The 19,132-nt window shown below is 57.0% G+C and carries 17 protein-coding genes; 11 read left to right on the plus strand and 6 right to left on the minus strand.

The features are described 5' to 3' along the window. The first annotated feature begins 101 nt into the window (after positions 1-101). On the plus strand, positions 102-674 hold the full coding sequence (locus JO972_RS15115) for a hypothetical protein (protein WP_309490921.1): 573 nt from the start codon (positions 102-104) through the stop codon (positions 672-674). A gap of 16 nt (positions 675-690) precedes the next feature. On the opposite strand, the gene argS is transcribed toward JO972_RS15115, so the two are convergent. Both argS and JO972_RS15125 read right to left on the minus strand, forming a co-directional pair. Then, entirely contained in the window at positions 691-2,400 is a 1,710-nt protein-coding gene (gene argS / locus JO972_RS15120) for an arginine--tRNA ligase (protein ID WP_309490922.1), read from the minus strand. Positions 2,401-2,466: 66 nt separating this feature from the next. Further along, positions 2,467-2,946: a PTS sugar transporter subunit IIA gene (locus JO972_RS15125; RefSeq protein ID WP_309490923.1), complete on the minus strand. Its 480-nt coding sequence runs from the start codon at positions 2,944-2,946 to the stop codon at positions 2,467-2,469. A gap of 172 nt (positions 2,947-3,118) precedes the next feature. Between JO972_RS15125 and JO972_RS15130 the strand changes: the two genes are divergently transcribed. From JO972_RS15130 to secA, 3 genes are all read left to right on the plus strand, one after another. Next, positions 3,119-3,880, plus strand: a complete 762-nt coding sequence (locus JO972_RS15130) for a hypothetical protein (RefSeq protein ID WP_309490924.1) — start codon at positions 3,119-3,121, stop codon at positions 3,878-3,880. A 47-nt stretch (positions 3,881-3,927) separates the two neighbouring features. After that, entirely contained in the window at positions 3,928-4,362 is a 435-nt protein-coding gene (locus JO972_RS15135; RefSeq protein WP_309490925.1) for a metal-dependent transcriptional regulator, read from the plus strand. A 137-nt stretch (positions 4,363-4,499) separates the two neighbouring features. Then, positions 4,500-7,685 (plus strand): preprotein translocase subunit SecA, encoded by a 3,186-nt coding sequence (gene secA / locus JO972_RS15140; protein WP_309490926.1) that lies wholly within the window; start codon positions 4,500-4,502, stop codon positions 7,683-7,685. Between the two features lie 219 nt (positions 7,686-7,904). On the opposite strand, the gene JO972_RS15145 is transcribed toward secA, so the two are convergent. Next, positions 7,905-8,192 carry a hypothetical protein gene (locus JO972_RS15145; protein WP_309490927.1) on the minus strand — a complete coding sequence of 96 codons (288 nt, stop codon included), beginning with the start codon at positions 8,190-8,192 and terminating at the stop codon, positions 7,905-7,907. A 304-nt stretch (positions 8,193-8,496) separates the two neighbouring features. On the opposite strand from JO972_RS15145, the gene serS reads away from it, so the two are divergent. Both serS and JO972_RS15155 read left to right on the plus strand, forming a co-directional pair. Continuing rightward, on the plus strand, positions 8,497-9,771 hold the full coding sequence (gene serS, locus JO972_RS15150; RefSeq protein WP_309490928.1) for a serine--tRNA ligase: 1,275 nt from the start codon (positions 8,497-8,499) through the stop codon (positions 9,769-9,771). 404 nt (positions 9,772-10,175) lie between these two features. After that, positions 10,176-11,135 carry a choice-of-anchor A family protein gene (locus JO972_RS15155; RefSeq protein ID WP_309490929.1) on the plus strand — a complete coding sequence of 320 codons (960 nt, stop codon included), beginning with the start codon at positions 10,176-10,178 and terminating at the stop codon, positions 11,133-11,135. Positions 11,136-11,218: 83 nt separating this feature from the next. On the opposite strand, the gene JO972_RS15160 is transcribed toward JO972_RS15155, so the two are convergent. Then, positions 11,219-11,524: a hypothetical protein gene (locus JO972_RS15160; protein ID WP_309490930.1), complete on the minus strand. Its 306-nt coding sequence runs from the start codon at positions 11,522-11,524 to the stop codon at positions 11,219-11,221. 157 nt (positions 11,525-11,681) lie between these two features. Here JO972_RS15160 and JO972_RS15165 point away from each other — a divergent pair, with 157 nt between their 5' ends. After that, on the plus strand, positions 11,682-12,719 hold the full coding sequence (locus tag JO972_RS15165) for an A/G-specific adenine glycosylase (protein WP_309490931.1): 1,038 nt from the start codon (positions 11,682-11,684) through the stop codon (positions 12,717-12,719). 25 nt (positions 12,720-12,744) lie between these two features. Here JO972_RS15165 and JO972_RS15170 read toward each other — a convergent pair whose 3' ends face one another. Then, on the minus strand, positions 12,745-13,518 hold the full coding sequence (locus JO972_RS15170) for a ThuA domain-containing protein (RefSeq protein WP_309490932.1): 774 nt from the start codon (positions 13,516-13,518) through the stop codon (positions 12,745-12,747). A gap of 80 nt (positions 13,519-13,598) precedes the next feature. On the opposite strand from JO972_RS15170, the gene JO972_RS15175 reads away from it, so the two are divergent. Genes JO972_RS15175 through argB form a run of 4 tightly spaced genes read left to right on the plus strand, consistent with a single transcriptional unit; the run spans position 13,599 to position 17,919 of the window. Further along, the gene (locus JO972_RS15175; RefSeq protein WP_309490933.1) at positions 13,599-14,477 is read left to right on the plus strand and encodes a nucleotidyltransferase family protein; all 879 of its coding nucleotides are present in this window, start codon (positions 13,599-13,601) and stop codon (positions 14,475-14,477) included. Positions 14,478-14,529: 52 nt separating this feature from the next. After that, complete coding sequence (locus JO972_RS15180; RefSeq protein ID WP_309490934.1) at positions 14,530-15,495, plus strand: phosphotransferase; 966 nt, start codon at positions 14,530-14,532, stop codon at positions 15,493-15,495. A gap of 54 nt (positions 15,496-15,549) precedes the next feature. Beyond that, on the plus strand, positions 15,550-16,992 hold the full coding sequence (locus JO972_RS15185; RefSeq protein WP_309490935.1) for a hypothetical protein: 1,443 nt from the start codon (positions 15,550-15,552) through the stop codon (positions 16,990-16,992). Between the two features lie 48 nt (positions 16,993-17,040). Then, a complete protein-coding gene (gene argB / locus JO972_RS15190; protein ID WP_309490936.1) occupies positions 17,041-17,919 on the plus strand; it encodes an acetylglutamate kinase in 879 nt (292 codons plus the stop codon). Here the strand turns inward: argB and JO972_RS15195 are convergent. Then, positions 17,913-19,067: a prepilin peptidase gene (locus JO972_RS15195; protein ID WP_309490937.1), complete on the minus strand. Its 1,155-nt coding sequence runs from the start codon at positions 19,065-19,067 to the stop codon at positions 17,913-17,915. The two genes, argB and JO972_RS15195, sit on opposite strands and share 7 nt — an antisense overlap. Positions 19,068-19,132: the final 65 nt, after the last annotated feature.

The following is a 19,132-nucleotide window of genomic DNA, read 5'->3' on the forward strand; positions in this document are numbered from 1 at the left end:
CAAGACTCGGCTGGAGGTTCAGCGCGAGAAATGCCGTCAGAATCCCAATTATTTCTGATTAATGTTGAATTTTATCAGACCCAAGGCGTCATAGTAGTGTTATGAAGATCAAATTACTCCTATTGGCCGCAGCGGCCATTGCTCCTCTACTCATGGTTTCCTGTGACCCGGGAGTCTACTACGGCGGAGGATATTCCTCTGGCGGCTACGTCAGTGTCCTGCCCCGCGGCTACAGCACCGTTTACGTCAGCGGCAGCCCTTATTACTACCACAGCAACACCTGGTATCGCCGCAGCAATGGGCGTTACATCCGCTGTGCACGTCCCCACGGATACAATGGCTCCATTGGTCGCCACAGCTATAAAAAGCCGACGAATTACTACAAAAAGCCATCCACCTATCACAAGAAGCCTACCAACTATTACAAAAAGACCACCGTTCCAGGAAAACCAGGCGGCTACTACCAGCGTAATAGCAGCTACAACAAGAAACCGACCTACAAGCCGAATCCAAACAACTCAAAATACCAGCGTAGTAACTCGAGTCACAAACCTCAAGTCAAGCGCCCGACATCAAATACACGCTTGATCCCTGCTAGCACAAGCAGAGGAAATAGTAACAACTCGAATAAGAAGTCCTCTGACGACAAACACGACAAGCGTGGTCGCCGTTAGAGTCCATCTCTGAAAACTACATCCGCTCGGGAGTTTCAATCCCGAGCAACCCGAGTCCCTTCATCAACACCCGGCTGGTCAGCTCACAGAGCACCAGGCGGGTGTTCTGCGTTGCCCCCTCCGACTTCAGCACCGGACAGGCTTCGAAGAAGGAGTGGAAGGCCTTGGCCAGCTCCAGCAGATAGTTCGCCAGCAGGTTCGGACGGAAATCATCGAGCAGCGAGGGAACCACCTCACCGAAGCGGACAATCATCCGCGCCAAGTGAACCTCGGCATCTTCGGTGATGGTCAGGTTTTCCAGATCCAGGCTAACGCCCTCGTCCAGCTTGCGGAAAATCGAGCGCACACGGACGCAGCTGTATTGCAAGTAAGGTGCTGTATCGCCCTGGAGCGCGAGCATCCGGTCCCAGCTGAAGACGTAATCCGTCATCCGGTGTTGGGAAAGCTCGGCAAATTTCACCGCGCCGATGCCTACGATCTCGGCCACTTTCTGCTTCTCATCCGCAGCGAGGTCCGGGTTCTTTTCTTCGATCGCTTGGCTAGCGCGTTCCACTGCCTCGTCTAACACGTCCACCAGCTGCACGTTGTCGCCGCTGCGGGTTTTCATCAGCTTGCGGTCCTCGCCCAGGATGGAACCAAAGGAAACATGCTGCATCGATGGAGTCATACCACGGCGACGCGTGGCTTCAAAAATTTGTTGGAAATGCAGCTGCTGGGGAGCACCGACCACGTACCAGATGTCGTCCGCATTCCACTCTTCCACGCGGAAGTCGATAGTTGCCAGATCCGTGGTGGCGTAAAGGAAACCACCATCGGCTTTGCGAACCACAGTCGGTTTATCCTCGAGCTTCGGATCGCCGTCAAAGAACACACAGATCGCGCCTTCGCTTTCGCGGGCGACTCCTTTTTCAATCATCTCGTCCACCAAGGGGGCGAGGCGATCGTTGTAGAAACTTTCCCCATACCAGTAATCGAAACTGACATCGAGGCGGTCGTAGATTCCCTGCAGACCATCCTTGGAAAGCTCGACGCATTTATCCCAGATCTCCAGGTTTTCCTGATCGCCGGCCTGGAGTTTCACCAGCTCCTGCTTGCAGGTTTCGCGCACGCTTTCGTCATCGCCACAGAGGGCATTGACACTGCGGTAAACGCGGAGGAGCTCCGCCACGGGGTCACACTCCAACGCGTCCTGATCGAGCACCGTTTTCCAGCCATGAATGATCATGCCAAACTGGGTGCCCCAGTCGCCAATGTGGTTATCTGTGATGACCTTGTGACCGAGGAATCGGGCGATCCGTGCGAGGCTGTCACCAATAATGGTCGAGCGAATATGACCGACGTGCATGGGCTTCGCCACGTTAGGAGCGGAGAAATCCACCACAATGGTGCGGGCGGGGCTGGCGAGAGGGACGCCGAGGCGGTCATCGCCTAACAGCTGACCAACACGCTCGCTCCACGCTTCTTTCTTAATGCGGAAATTGATGAATCCAGGACCTGCGATATCGGCTTCGGCGAGGTCACCAAGATCGAGTGCGTCAACCAACTGGGTGGCTAGCGCGCGTGGATTGGTTTTAATTTGCTTCGCCAATACCATGGCGACGTTCGACTGGTAATCGCCAAAGCGCAGATCGGCTGAAGCAGCGACCTGGGCTTGGAAGTTCTCGGGCAAATCGACACCCACCGCAGTCAACGCGGAGAGCAAGGATGTTTCTAATTTCTCGATCATCGTTCTAAATTCATTGAGGCAAACACACATCGCTCACGGGCGGGTGCTGCCATGGCTGCGCCGCCCTCACTTTTCGGCGTGAATCCGAGAGGGCCGGGAGGCAAAAATATCCAAGACATCCTCCACGGTCTCAGCCGCGCTGAGCTGCTGGCGGATGGCGCAATTGTTAAACATCTTTGCGATCGCCGCCAGTGTTTGCAAATGCAGGCTGTAGTCCTTTTTGGGAACCACAAAGAGAATGACAAAATTCACCGGCGCGTTATCCAGGGATTCGAAGTCGCAGCCTTCCTTGGATCGGGCAAAGGCCGCCACCACCTGGTCCACGGAATCGGAGAACGCATGAGGAATCGCCACGCCCGAGCCAATGCCGGTGCTGATCTGCTGCTCGCGCTCTTCCAGCGCCTCCATAATCTCTTCACGGCTATCCGCAGCCAGCAGCTTTTTATCAATCAGGTGATCCACGATATTAGAAATCGCCTCCACACACACATCCCCTTTAAGATCGAGAATGACCTGCTCCGGGGTTAAAAGACTGGCTAATTTCATAAGGACTGACTGGGCTGACGCAGATTGGATCGGATGGAATCAAGCGACCTAAGTGACTGACAGGAGTGGGGGCATTACCCCGAAGAAAGGCCGCTGGCAAGCACATTTGCCAAGACTCCCTTGCTGCTATGAGATTGACCTCAGCAGATTTAAAACCATCATGACAGGGCTCATGAACATTCGAATCTCCCCCGTAGCGCTCGCTTTCATCATCGGCCTGACCACTACGGCAACAGGCTTTAGCGAGCCCCAACCGAGCGCAAAAAAAAGCACGGATGACCTGATCAAGCTGCTCCTCGCTCAGGACCTCGGCACCCGCAAGTTCCCCTTCCCAGACGTCGTTTACGCGGCCACGGGGAAAAAAGTCCTGTCCTTTTCCCCCGATCACCCACCCCAGGCACTGATCATCAAACAGATTACCGAAGCTGCCAAAGCCACCGTGGCCGAGCTCAATGGGGTCGACTCCCCAGTGCGCCAGCTCCGCCGTATCAATGAAGCCTCTCGATTTTTCGAAGATGGCATCCACCGGCGACTCAATGCCGTCGCTAACATCACCTGCGAAATCCCCCGCAATGCGAAAGGCAACGAGCAACGCTCCGGTTATCCGGACCTGCTGATCACCCACACCGCGGCGGACGGCACCGTCACCCGCGCCTACCTCGACCCGAAGCTCTTCGAGAAAAAGTCCCGCGCCTCCTCGCTGCGCACCTTCTATTACGAACCACGGACCCACACCAACAAGATCCAGCACGACGCCATGCACCTGCTGATCGGCATCAGCCACGACGGCAAGCAGCAGGCCTGGACATTCACCGGCTGGGAAATCTGTGACCTCGCACATTTTCATGTTCGCCTGAAGGCGGAGTTTCAGGCTTCTAATAAAGACCTTTACCGCCCCCACACCATCATTGAATCGTCTCAGCAGACGCCATAGTCACGGTTGTGCCTTGACTCTTGATTCGCCTATCCTGACTCTGCCGCATGGCCATTTCTCACCGCACCAGCGGCTCCACAGCACGCGATGACTATCTCGAGCAGATCCTGCATCTGATTGAGGAAAAGGGATACGCCAGACCCATCGACATCTCCAAGAAACTGGGGATTTCCCAGGCGAGTGTCACCAACATGCTGCTCAAGCTCGATGCCGAAGGGCTGGTCAAGCATGAGAAATACCGCGGCACCACCTTGACCGAGGAAGGACTGAGCATCGCCAAGGCTATCATCGATCGCCACGAGACGCTGACACGCTTCCTCGAGCTCTTTGAAATCAAGGAGGACACCATCTACCGCGACGTCGAAGGCATGGAGCACCATGTTTCCCGCTCCACCCTCGAGGCGATCCGCGCAGTGGCGAACCACCTCGAACAAAACCCGGACACCTTGGCGGAAATCAAGGCGGCGCGAGACGCGATCTAGCAACTTTGACGGCCAATCGTCCAGATAGCCGCGACAGTAGCCAATCCCCCCTTGCCATCTGAGTTAAGCAGGTGTATGGAACCTCCGCAAGGCACCCAAAATGTGCCTAAAAATCAGCACCTTTTACCATTCTCAACATGCTTAAGTGGACTCTTCAAAAAATCGTCGGCAGTAAAAACCAACGCGAGGTCAAACGCCTCGGCCCTGTCGTCGCCCGAATCAACGAAATCGAAGAAGCCTACCAGCGCGAGTCCGAGGAGCAGCTGCGCGACCGCGTGGATGGTTGGAAAAAGCACCTGCACCGCTACCTGCCATTGGTCGCCCCCACCGTCAGAGAGCTCAACAAAATGGAGCCAGACGAGCTGCAGGCCGCCACGGATGCGGTGAACGATCGCCTCGACGCCCTCCGCAGTGAATTCCCCAGCCTGCCGAAAGCCAGCGCCAGCGCCGAATCCATCGAGGAAGCCAAAACCGCCTTCCGCGAAATCGAGGAAAACCACTTCCGCGCCGCCCGCGCCAAGTATCTCGACCAGATCATGCCGGAAGCTTTCGCTGCGGTGAAGAATGCCGCTCGCCGCCTCTGCGGTCAGAACATCGAGGTCTGCGATCAAACGATGAAGTGGGAAATGGTGCACTTCGACGTCCAGCTCATCGGCGGCATCGCGCTGCACCGCGGCATGATCGCTGAGATGCAGACAGGGGAAGGTAAAACTCTCGTCGCCACCCTCCCCGTTTTCCTCAACGCCCTCACCGGCTTGGGCGTGCACGTGGTCACCGTGAACGACTACCTCGCACGTCGTGACTCCGAATGGATGGGCGCTGTCTTCAAATACCTCGGTCTCACCGTCGGCTGCATTCAAAGCCAGATGCCACCGCACCTGCGCCGCGAGAAATACGAGTGCGACATCACCTACGGAACCAACGCCGAGTTCGGTTTCGATTACCTGCGCGACAACGGCATGTCGTCCTCGAAAGAGGAGCAAGTCCAGCGCGGCCACTACTTTTCCATCATTGATGAGGTGGACTCCATCCTCATCGATGAAGCCCGGACCCCACTCATCATTTCCGGCCCATCCACCGTTTCGAACACGGAACAATACGGTCGCTACAAGCCGCTCATCGAACAGCTGGTGAAACGCCAGAACACGCTCTGTAACGAGCTCGCCGAGGAGGCGAAAAAGTGCCTCGAGGCCAAGGATGAGATCGGCGCAGGCCGCGCCCTGTTCAAAATCAAACTCGGCAACCCGCGCAACCGCCAGCTGATGCGCTTCATGGAGGACCCTGAGACCCGCCGCTTGATCGAGAAGACCGAGCTCTCGATGTATCAGGATTCTCAGAAACGCGACCTCTTCGCCATCAAGGAGGAGCTCTACTACACCATCGATGAGAAAGCCCACGACGCCGACCTCATGGAAATGGGCCGTGAATTCCTCTCCCCGGATGATCCGGACGCCTTCGTCCTCCCCGACCTCGGTGAGGCCTACGGCGAGATCGATGCCGACCTCGAAATGAGCGACGAAGATCGCGCTCAGAAGAAAGAAGAACTGCAGCGCCGCCTCGACACCCAAGGCGAGAAGATGCACTCGATTTCCCAACTTCTGAAAGCCTACTGTCTCTACGAGAAAGACGTCGAATACGTCGTCTCGGACAACAAGGTCATCATTGTGGATGAAAACACCGGCCGTGAGATGCCCGGTCGCCGTTGGTCCGATGGCCTGCACCAGGCGGTGGAAGCCAAGGAAGGCGCCCACGTCGAGGAGGAAACCCAGACCTACGCCACCATCACCATCCAGAACTACTTCCGTCTGTATGAAAAACTCGCAGGCATGACCGGCACCGCCGAAACCGAAGCCGCGGAATTCCACGACATTTACAAACTGGACGTTCTCCCGATCCCTACCAACAAGCCAAACATCCGCATCGATCACAACGATCAGGTGTTCAAAACTCGCCGCGAGAAATACAACGCGGTGGTGGCTAAAATCCAGGAAGCGCACGATCGCGGCCAGCCGGTCCTCGTGGGCACCGCATCCGTGGAAGCTTCCGAGCTGCTGGGCAAAATGCTCAAGCGCGCGAAGATCCCCTGCAACATCCTGAACGCCAAGTTCCACCGTCAGGAGGCCGAAATCGTCGCCAATGCCGGTCAAAAAGGAGCCGTTACCGTATCCACCAACATGGCCGGTCGAGGCACCGATATTAAACTCGCCCCCGGAGTGCCCGAAGTCGGCGGACTGTTTGTCATCGCCACCGAGCGTTACGAATCCCGCCGCGTCGACCGCCAGCTGCGTGGTCGTTGTTCCCGTCAGGGTGACCCCGGCATGAGCCAGTTCTTCATCTCTTTTGAGGATGATCTGATGCGTAACTTTGCCGCCGCCGAGCGCATGACCAACATGATGGAACGCTTCGGCATGGAAGACGGTGAAGCGCTCGAGCACAAGTGGCTCAACAAATCCGTGGAAACCGCGCAGAAACGTGTGGAGCAGCGGAACTACTCATGGCGTAAACGCGTGCTCGACTTCGATGACGTGATGAACAAGCAGCGCGAAGTCGTCTACGGCTACCGCAACGAGGTCATCAACTCGGAGAACCCACGCGAACTCATCGATGAAGTCATCGAGCGCGCCATCCCCGAGGCTGTCCTCGGCTTCCTCGAAGACCGCGATGAAGGAGCTCCCGACTACGCCGAGCTGCTGAACTGGGTGAACACCACCTTCCCTCTGCAACTCTCTCTCGAGGAAAGCGGCTTCCACGATCGTGACGCCCAAGGCAACGCCGACTTCGTGGTGCAGAAGGTTAAAGAAACCTACGAGCTCAAGATCAAACACGAAGACCCTGAGCTGCTCGACATGCTGGAACGCCACATCATCCTCACCGGCATCGATAAACTTTGGCAGGAGCACCTCTACAACATGGATGCCCTGCGCGAAGGTGTGCACCTGCGCGCCCAAGGCCAGAAGGACCCCCTGGTGGAATACAAAAACGAAGCTTACGCTCTGTTTGAAACCCTGATGAGCAGCATCGAGAGCGAAACCCTCGGCAACCTGTTCCGCTCCACCACCAACCTCGAACAGTTCGAGAACTTCATGCGCGGCCAGCAGCAGCTCACCAGCGATGCCAACGCCTCCGAAGCTCCAGCCATCACCAACGACAACATCGCCCAAACCGGCAACTCCCAGGACCTGCAAATGACTCCTGTGGAAGACGGTCAGCAAATCAAGATCAACCTACCCAAGCGCCGCCCAATGGCCAAGATCAACCGCAACGAAGACTGCCCATGCGGATCAGGCAAGAAGTTCAAAAAATGCTGCGGCCGCGAGTCATAGAGGCAGGAGCAGGCAATCAGGCTACAGCGGTCACCACGACCACACCCTGACGGCTCTCACGCCAACAAACAATCAAACAACCCTGGGTGAAAACCCAGGGTTTTTCTTTTCCCCCACCTCAGCGCACACCCCATCCCCTCATGCGATGGCCAGTTAGGCGCCTACGGCATCCCCCACATTCACTCAAGAAGGTGAGTCCTAGAATAGGCTGACAGAAGATCACTCTTCCCGGTGCTTCTTACGCTCCTCCTTCACCACCGCAGCCATATCGTAAATGGCCAGCAGGACGATCATCAGGCCGTAGAACATCGAGGCACCCCACCAGAGAAGAAACAGCCACACACTCCCGCTCAACCAAGTGGCCAGCGGCCAGGCGCCCAGCACCACCAAAACCAGCAGCACAATCACCAGCTGAAACAGCATCTTCCGCCGCATTTCACGCGAGTGCAGAATCATCCGTGCAAGTCCCACACACACTGTCGCCCAGCTAGCTCTCTTCTCTGACATCGCGCTGACCTTAAGTTTTCAGTTCCAAACTCCAAATACCAAATCGGAAAAACTTTCGCGTCTCATCAACGAATCATCCACCCTGGCAAACAATTCGTCCAATTCGCTAGATTCGCGGTCAAGCGCCCCGTGGATGCTGGGCAATAACCCAAGCCACCTTCCGTGTATTCCGTCGCTTCTGTGGTTCAAAAGCACCACTCAAACCTTGTTTCGCGTAGTTCGCATATTTCGCGGTCAAAAAATTCGTATCATTCACAAGATTCGTAGTTTCAAAATCGGCCCGATCCGCTATCACTTCCGCGCCATGCTTGATATCAAAGCCATCCGCGAAGACGCCGCAGCCATCAAAGAACGCCTTGCTACCCGAGGCGGTGATGCGCATTTGCTCATCGATGAAGTGCTCGCCTGCGATGAATCCCGTCGCAGTGCCGAGACCGATAAGCAGCAGCTCCAGTCCCAGCGCAAGCAGCTGTCCAAGCAAATCGGAGCCCTCATGGGCCAAGGCAAAGCCGACGAGGCCGAAGCCATCAAGGAAGAGGTCCGCGAGATCGGCGAAAAGATCGCCGCGCTCGATGAAGCCGGTGAAACCGCCGGCAGCCGCCAGACCGAGCTGCTGATGAGCATCCCCAACCTCCCCCACGCCGATTGCCCGGTAGGCGACAACGAAGACGCCAACCCTGAAATCCGCGTCTGGGGTGAGAAACCTGAAATAGCCGAACCACTCGACCACGTTGCCCTCGCCGAACAACACGGCCTGATCAGCTTCGACGATGGCACCCGCCTGACCGGATCCGGCTACGTCGTTTACCGGGGAAAAGGAGCCCGCCTCGAGCGCGCACTCATCCAATTTCTACTCAACACCCAGAGTGATGAACACGGCTACGAGGAAGTCAACGTGCCACACATCATCAAACGTGAGTGCATGGAAGGAACCGGCCAGCTGCCGAAGTTCGAGGACGACATGTATGGCATCGAGGACAACTCCCTTTTCCTCGCCCCCACCGCCGAAGTCCCGGTGACCAACCTTTACCGCGACACCCTACTCAAGGACGACGAACTCCCGATCAAGCTCACCGCCTACACCCCCTGCTTCCGCCGTGAAGCCGGTAGTGCGGGTCGTGACAACCGCGGCATCATCCGCATGCACCAGTTCGATAAAGTCGAGCTGGTTCAAATCGTCCAGCCGGAGAAATCCTTCGAGCTGCTCGAGGAACTCACCGGTCACGCCGAGGCGATTCTCCAGAAGCTCGGCCTGCATTACCGCGTGATTGAACTCTGCACCGGCGACATCGGGTTCTCGTCCACCAAGACCTACGACATCGAAGTTTGGTCGCCCGGACAAAACAAATTCCTCGAGGTCTCATCCTGCTCGAACTTTGGCGACTACCAAGCGCGCCGGATGAAGCTGCGTTATAAAGACGCCGACGGCAAAAACCAGATCTGCCACACCCTGAACGGATCCGGCACCGCGCTGCCTCGTCTTTACGTCGCCCTCATCGAGCAATACCAGCAGCCCGACGGCTCCATCCTCATCCCCGAGGCTCTGGCCCCCTACTTCGGCGCTGATCAGATCGGCTAATCCGCCATCGCTCTCTTTGACTTCACCAAAAAGCACCGTGTTCGCACGGTGCTTTTTTTTGCGTCCTGATGACTGAACTCTACACTCAAAAACTGCGTTTTGATGCATCCGAATTCACCATCAGTGAACTTTTTCAATCCACTCAAGAATATGAAGAACACCACATGAACCACTCACGATAAGCACGATAGCACGGAATAATAAGCTCAAACGGCGATAAAGTTTACAAAATTTATAATTAACAGGATCTTAACTATCGTAAAAACCACACAACTTATACAATTGTTTGATCAACCAATCATAAAAACCAACGCATGATTACTTTTTATAGAAAATTTACATAATTATTTGACTTTATAGATTTATGTAAGAGTTTCGCGGCGAACACACCCTATTTACCCGCTATGAATCTCATCCAAAAAATCAATCTTCGTGGTGCTGCCCTTGGCCTCTCCAGCTTGTCACTGGCAGCAGCTCTCCCATTGAGCATCACTGACGCCAATGCCCAGAGTCTGTCACCACTATCGGACTACTCCGTAATCGTCTCCGGCGATTTCAGCACCACGTCCGACGTCGAAGGCCGCACCTTGGTCGGCGGCGACCTCACAGGCAGCAACAGCATGAACCTCGCCATCAAGCTGCAGAACACAGTGGACTCATCCACCTTCACTCTCCAAGTGGCGGGTGACATTGTTTCCGGAAACTCGATCAATCTGAACGCCGGTAGCATTGAGCTCGGGGGATCAATTTCACGCAACGTCAACTACAACGGTGGCGGTTCACTGGTATCGAACCCAGGTGTTTCCTACGATGCGATCTTCGCTCAACTCGATGCCGCCAGCTCCCAGCTTTCTGGTCTCGCCTCCAACAGCGTAGCCAGCTTCCCAAGCAGCCAGCCAGGACCACTGGTCTTCAGCGCCACACCGGACGACGATGGCACTGCTATTTTTTCCTACAGCGGCAACGACATCTTCAGCAATAATTACGTGCAACAGATTGAGCTGGACCTGAACTCTGCCAGCACCGTGGTGATCAACGTTTCAGGAACGGATATCGACTGGACAAGTGGTAACATGGTCGGCTCGTTCACAGACCTCGCGGTGCGTGAGAGCGTGATCTGGAACTTCTACGAAGCTGAAAGCATCGACTTCGGCAGCTACAACATGATGGGGCAGGTCCTCGCCCCAAATGCCACGGTGACCACCTCCGCTAACATCGACGGTTCTATCTACGCCCAGAACCTCACCACCACTTCGGAAGTGCACCTGCCAACTTACAATGGCGAACTGGTTCCGGAACCATCCAGCCTCGCCATGCTCGGCCTCTCTGCTTTTGCCTTCCTGATGCGCCGCAAACGTGGCTAAGCCAAGCACAAGCATCCAATTTCCCTCAAGAGGCTGTCACTGGACAGCCTCTTTTTTTTGTCTCATTGATCATGACGAGAAAGTTAATCGCGAGAGCCTTCTTCGTCGCGCCAGGGGTGAAAATGCTCATGTTTACCGTGCCAATCCTCTAACTCATAAGCTGCATAAGCAACGCCTAACACGTAGGCTGCTGGCACCAAAATAATGGCCAAACCGAAGGTTGCCAGAGCCAGCAAGGCGGTGACGAAGACCATCAGGAGGTTGCCTCCGGTCATAATGCCGAGCCCTGCCAGGTAGTGATGTTTGTAAAGATGCCCAGCCCCCGGCAGCACGCTCAATAGCGCAGCGAAGAGGTCGCGGTCCTGTTTTCTCAGATGAATTTTTTCCATGGCATTCTCCTAGGCTAGATTGACACAATTCAATCTACACCAGACCTCGGTAAAATTCAACTCACCGCGTCTCTTGGGGCATGCACTGACGGGCCGGCACACAGGATTTTGAGAGGAGAAATCTGGTATTTGCCCTGCGCCCGACTACAACCAGCGCATGCCCGCTGACCCGCAGAAACCCCGCGCAAAAAAACACCCGACCCAAAACCCCCGGGCGTTCCAGAATGCCCTGGTGAAGTGGTTCGAGGCCGAAGGCAAGGAATACCCGTGGCGCGACACCACCGATCCCTGGGCGATCCTGGTTTCCGAAATCATGCTGCAGCAGACGCAGGTGGCCACCGTGTTAGGGAAAGGTCACTACACCCGCTTCATGGCGCTCTACCCGACACCGCGCGCGATGGCCGAGGCGACCGAGCAGGAGATCCTCAAGGCCTGGGAAGGGCTGGGGTATTATCGGCGGGCGCGCAACCTGCATGCCGCCGCCCGTGCCATCACTCGCGATCACGGCGGATATTTCCCCAAGAAATACGATGAAGTGCGCGCACTCCCGGGCATCGGCGAATACACCGCAGGTGCCGTGGCATCTTTTGCCTATAATGAAGCTCAAGCGATTGTGGACGCCAACGTCGCTCGGGTGTTCTCGCGGGTTTTTGATTTCCAAGAACGCATCGACACCAGCGCCGGCAGTCGACAGCTATGGAAATGGGCGGCCGATCTGGTGCCGGGAGACAATCCACGCGCCTACAACTCGGCACTGATGGAGTTGGGCCAGCGACAATGCTCGAACAAATCGCCCGATTGCTCAAGCTGCCCGGTGAGCCAATTTTGCCAGTGCAGCGACCCCAGCACGCTACCGATCAAGAAGTCCGCCGCCAAGGTCACCCGCACCGATGAGTTCGCCCTCTTTGCCACGGACTCTCACGGTCGGGTGCTGCTGCATCAGGTGCAGCAGGGCAAACGCCGCGAAGGTATGTGGTCGATCCCCAGACGCGAGCATGCCGAAACGCTCGACCTGGCGCTGGCGCTGAAAACCACCTACAGCATCACACGCTATCATGTGACCCTGCGGATCTACGCCTGTGACGCCCAGAACGTGAACGTCCAGGATCAGGAAAAGTGGCACACACTCGATGAGCTGGAACAGCTGCCCATGCCCAGCCCCGACAGGCGGGCGCTGGAGAGCTTATTGGACTAGGAATATTCTTACCCCCTGCGGTCGGCTATTTTTCCAACTTCCCGGCGGACCAGAGGATGCCGCGGGTGACCAGATCGAGGAAAACGGGATCACTGAAGGTCTCGCTGGTATGTCCGAAGGTGGTGCCGAAAACACGGGTGCCGTGGAAATCGTTCACCCAGATGACCGGATGCACCTTGCCGTCTTTCTCGCTGACGGAGGTGGCCAGCGGACTCATGCCTTTGGCGGTATCGAGGATGACGTAGAGCTCGTCCTTGGGCGTTTTCCAGTTCGCCGGGAAGCCTTTCATGATCGGGTGATCCTTCTTCACCGTGGTCACTGGGTAGTGGCTTTGGTGATCGTGATGTTTGGTGGTCACTCCAAGGAAGTTCTGCCACTCGGTGTCTTTGGATTTGCGGTAGGTGTGCATGGCGCAGTGGATCACCACGGCCGGAGCACCCTGCTTATGGGCGTCGGTGATTTTCTTGATGTATTCGACGTTGGTGGTGCCTGCAAAACACTCGTTATGCACCACCACATCGTAGCCCTTGGCCCAGTTGGGATCCTGATAGAGATCGATCTCAGCCTTGGTGCCCTTGCCACCTTGGTTGACCACGGTCCATTGGATCGGCGCCTTGGCCTCGGACGCCATGGTCAGCGCCTTGGTCTGGAATTCGTAATCGTGGCAGCAGCCGCCGGTGACCAGCAGCGCTTTGACCGGCTTGCCATGGTAAAATTGCTTTTCCTCAGGCTCATCGGCCGTGGCAGTGTGAGTGAGCAGAACGGCGGTGAGCAGGCGGAACATACGCTGGTGGATCATGGACACCATTACTCTGGGATTGGCGCTGTGTTTTCAATGTATTTCTTGCATCTTCGCGGCTGATTCCTGAGTCTTCGCTTGTGATCCACAAAGCATTCATCCTCGGCGCCGGTCTCGGCACCCGCCTCCGCCCGCTCACCAACCTGCTGCCGAAGCCTCTGGTGCCGGTGTTTCACGAGCCGATGGCAAACCACGCGCTGCGCCACTGCCAAGCCGCCGGCATCACTGAGTTCGCCATCAACACCCACCACCTACCCGACGCCTGGAACGCCAGCTATCCGGACGGGACATTCGAAGGCAGCCCCTTGGCATTTTTCCACGAAGACGTTTTACTCGAAACTGGAGGAGGCATCCGCAACATCGCCACCTTCATCGGCGACGACCCGCTGCTGGTCTACAATGGCGACATTCTCACCGACATCGATATCCAACAATTGATCGATCACCACAGCGCATCCAACAACGTCGCCACCCTGGCGCTGCGCTCGAGCGGGGAAAACTGCAACGTCAACATCGCCGGCGACCAGGTCAGCGACATGCGCAACCTGCTGGGTTCGGCTGCCGGCACGCATCAGTTCACCGGCGTCTATTGCATCAATGCGGAAATCCTCGACCTGATCCCCGATGAGCAAGTGGTCTCGATTGTGCCCGCCTTCATCGAGCTGATCCAAGCCGGAAAACTCGGGGCGGTGGTGCTGGACGAGGGCGATTGGTTCGATATTGGCAATCCGCAGGCTTACCGCGACGTGCACGACTATTTACGTCAGAAGCGAGACGATGCCATCCACCCCGATGCCCAAATCCACCCCGACGCCGAGGTCGATGAATCAAGCTGCGTCATTGGTCCGGGAGCGATCGTCGAGGCTGGTGCCCGCTTGGAAAACTGCATCGTCTGGCCCGGAATTCGCGTTCCGGCCGGAAGCCAGCACCGAGACGCGATCTTGACAGGAGCAATTTAACCATTGAAACAGAGTCCATTTTCTGAAATCTCCACACACAACGCCTACTGCCATGCCAGCCGATACCCTGCTTACCGCCATCCGCAACTACCTCGAACTCAGCCCGACTCACTCCTGTGTCATCGAGCCGATCACCAAGGGCGCGTCCGGGCGCACCATTGTCCGGCTAAAAGCTGAGGGTTACGCCCCCTACATCGGCATCCACTACACCATGGATCGCAAGGACAATGCGAACTACCTGCCGGTCTCCAATTTCCTCGCCGATGCCGGTTTCAACGTGCCGCAAGTCATCTACGATCACCCCGGCCGCCGTGTGGCCCTGGTGGAAGATCTCGGCGATGTCGATCTGCTCAGCCTGAAAGACGAACCGTGGGAAGTGCGCGAGCCGATCTACCGCTCCGCCTTCGAGCAGCTGGACAAACTTTTCTACACCCGCCCGCCAAAAGACCTCGAGTTCCAGCCCCCCTTTGACGAGGCACTTTACCGCTGGGAGCAGGATTACTTTTTCGATCAAGTCGCCGATGAACATCTGGGCATGAACCCGGCGGTGGTCGACGAACTCTCCGAGCACCCTGCGCTGGCCCAGATGGCCAAGGACCTTGGCGCCTCGTCACGGAACCTGGTGCACCGCGATTTTCAGTCGCAAAACATCATCGTCAATGAAGGCGAGGCCTGGCTCATCGATTTCCAAGGCATGCGCCGCGGTCGCCAAGAATACGATCTCGCCTCGTTGATCTACGATCCCTACATGGACCACTCCGCCGAGGACCGGCAGAAGCTGCTCGATCTCTGGGAGGAAGTCTCCGAAGAAGAACCGATCGCGCCCATCCTCCAGAAATGCGCCACCCAGCGGCTGATGCAGGCCATGGGTGCCTACGCCAAGATTGGTCGGCAGCCGCAGCAGGAGTGGTTCCTCCAGCACCTTCCCACCGCAGGAAAAATCCTTCGCGAGGTCATTACCGGCTCTGATCTTGAAGAGCCGCTGCTTCCCGTGTTAGATGCGCTGGAAAAAGCCTGATTGGCGCTCCGCCCGGACCGCCACCCAGACCGCCACGATCTCAACTAGCGGCCGATGACTTCTAAATCTGAAAACAACGCCAAACCCCAAGCCGACCCGGCTTCGGGTGCTGGGTCGGAGTCGGCTGAACAAGCGACGAACAACGACAGCTTGGCGGCCAAACTGCGCCCTTACCTCTGGTCGTTTATCCTCACCGCCCTGACCAGCTTACTGGTGCTCTTTTTCGGAAACAAAACCCATTTCCTGCCCGAGTTCGATATCACCTGCGTCCGTGCCGCCGCGCAATCGTCAGGCAGACTCTACGATCTGGATCGTAACACCCAGGTGATCACCTCTCGCTTGCTCAGCAAGCAGCCAGATCGAGGTCGCGCATTCCAGCTGATCGAGATCACCGATGATCCTGACCGTGTGTATGAGTCCACACCGCCGTCACCGCTCGATTACGCAGTGATGCTGCACGCGCTCAATGACCGGGGCGTCGAGAATCTCGTCTTCACTACCCGACTGAGCTGGGACGGAGATCTGGGGCTCAGCGCTGACGCTCTCAACCATCAATTGGCTCCCTTTTCCCATGCCAGCTTCGGCCTACCGCTGACTCGAGGCGCCACGGCCCAAGAGCTACCGCCCGCCCTGCGCCGCAGCCTCATCCCCTTTTCCCAAGTCAGCGGAAACCGTCGCCTCATCCCCACGGTGAACCAAGTCGCGCTTCCGGCGGTAATGTCAGGCGGAGAACACAGCTACGCCGGCTTCAGCTCGATCGAGAGCACCCCTGGCACCCCAGACTACGTGCCGATGATCTGCCAATGGCAAGACGAGGGCCTCATCCCTTCGCTCGAGCTGCTCGCGCTGATGAGTGCCCACGATGTGCGGCCCGACGAGGTCAGAGTCCACTGCGGCCGGCACATTCGGTTGGGTATGGAAGGTCTGGTCATCCCGATTGATTCCTATGGTGAAACCGCCCTCCCCGTGTTCTCCGCCAACGAGCAACAGGCATCGACCCAGCCCCCGCTCAAGGCCGAGGAGCTGATCACCCGCCCGAAAGATAACAGCGCCGGGTCCGCCACCGCCGCAGAGCCTGACGTGTTTCTCTTCTGTGCCACTGGGGAAAAAACTGCCTCTACGAACTTACTTTCGCCCGAACGTCTGGCAGCTGTCCAACACTGGTCCACAAACCTGCTAGCAATAGAGCCAGGAGCCTCCATCGACTATCGCCGTCTGCCTCTATGGGCTCAGGTGGTGATCATTTTCGATGTTGCCTTTGCCGCCTGCTGGTTCAGCGGCTTCAAACGCATTAACCGCTTACTCGCCAGCCTTCTCACTGCCGCTCTCATTTACCCCCTGTTACTGCTGATCATGGATATCACGGAGCACTGGTTCAATGTCAGCCCCCTGCTCACCGCCCTCATCGTGGGCGCCATTGTCCCTGCGGCCAGACGCAAACACACCACCCTCCAAGAGGATCACACCAGCGACCTCCAACCTGTCATCCACTCTTAAGCCACATTTCGTGTTTGGCATTTATATCGGGCAGTTTAAAACGCCCACATGTCTCTGGATGCCACCATCAACAAAGCCTCGGTCCTGATCGAAGCTCTGCCCTATCTCCAATCGTTCCGCGGCCACACCTTCCTGATCAAAATGGGAGGCTCCGCGATGGAAGATCCGGACCTTGTTAGAAAAGTCATGCGCGACATCGTCTTCCTCGAAGTTGCCGGCGTGAACCCAGTAGTCGTGCACGGTGGCGGCAAGGCCATCTCGGCCGCAATGAAAGAGGCCGGGCTGGAGGCAAACTTCATCGGTGGCTTCCGCGTCACCACACCGGAAGCAATCGACATCGTGCAGCATACCCTCTCGGGAAAAATCAACCCCGGCCTGGTGGACATGCTCACGGAATTCGGAGGAAAGGCCAAAGGGCTGCCCGGCTCCGAGGTTTTTGTCGGACGCCGGATTCAAGCGACCAATGAGGACGGTGACAATGTCGACATCGGCCGCGTTGGCGAAGCGGTGGGCTGTCAGCTCGATGAAATCCGCAACTGCATTTACTCCGAGACCGTGCCGGTGATCTCACCGCTTGCCGCCGAGGAAGAAAGTGGCAAACCGCTCAATGTGAATGCCGACCTCGCCGCTGCCTGCCTGGCCAAGGAGCTGAAAGTCACCAAGCTGGTTTATCTTTCCGATGTCCCCGGCATCCTCGCGGATCGCGATGATCCAAGCACCCTCATCCCCTCGATCAATCAGCCCAAGGCGGAGGAACTGATCGAAGACGGCACCATCGCCGGCGGCATGTTGCCGAAAATTGACTCCGCGCTCGATGCCCTTTCCCACGGTGTCGGTAAAGTCCACTTCATCGACGGCCGCACCCCGCACTCGCTGCTGCTGGAAATCTTCACCCGCTCAGGGATCGGCACCGAGATTGTTCAGTAGCCCTGCACCACCGGAGCAGGTGCCATCAGGGAGAAATACCAATCCCAGACCTGCCAGCCGAAGAAGATCCAAGCGAATCCACCAAAGGCCAAACTGGGCCCGAAAGGCAGCCGCTGGCCAAAGCCCATGCGCCCGAGAATGGCGAGGAAGATGCTGAATAAACAGGCGGCAAAGACGGTGAACAGCACCGATTCCCAACCGAGGCAGGCACCTAACATGCCCATCAGATAGACATCGCCCATCCCCATCGCCTCGCGAGGAATCACCACCTTGCGCGCTTTGCCGCTGAGAGATTTGAGATCCTCGATACCGATGGTTTTCCCCTTGAGCTCAATGGTCGTGCCTTTGATCACCAGCTCCTTGGCCTTGACCTTTTTGCCATCCACCAGAAAGCCACTGCCCTCGATGATCAGTTGATCGGAATCGCGGAAAAATAGCTCGGACCACCCATGGGCATCGCCATCGATGACAAAGCACAGCTCCTCCTGCTCGTCATCCGGATCATCGGTCGGCTCCCGCAGTTCCCACTCGACCGCCTCGGCGAACTCCATGTTTTTCTTCCCGAAGGCCAATTTGCCAAGGCGAACCACCAACCACAGGCCGCCGAAACCGGCGACAAATCCGAGACCACATTTCCACAGACCGTCCACCCAGCCATCGGCGCGCAGGTGATGTTGGATCAGCACGGCACCAACCACACCCAGCGCGGTGCCCAGCCAGGTTACCTGCAGCGGGATCAACATCAGCTCGGCATCGACAAAAACCACCACCACTAACAGCGCCATCAGGATCATGTAGAAAAGCGCCAGCCCCGGCGTCTGCGGGAAGCTCACCCACATCAGCAGGAACAGCAGTGCGGTGACCAGCTCCACCGCGAAGTAGCGGAATGGAATCCGGCACTGGCACTCGGCACATTTCCCACCTTGGGCGAGCCAGGTGAACAAGGGGATGTTGCGATACCATGGGATGTCCTTCTCACAGGTCGGGCAATACGAGCGCTTCGGCGTGTTCACCGAAAGACCGCGCGGCAGCCGGTAGATAGCGACGTTGAGAAAAGATCCGACACAGGCACCGAGCACAAAGGCTGAAATCACAAACAGAGGATGTTGCCAGTTCACCATCTGCATGTTTTCGAAAATCATGGGCATGGCTAGTTCTAAACTCCCATTCTTAAATTCCAAATACCAAATTCACCCAGCACATTCACCTTGTA

It is taken from the genome of Oceaniferula flava, assembly GCF_016811075.1.
In the GTDB taxonomy this organism is placed as follows: Bacteria; Verrucomicrobiota; Verrucomicrobiia; order Verrucomicrobiales; family Akkermansiaceae; genus Oceaniferula; species Oceaniferula flava.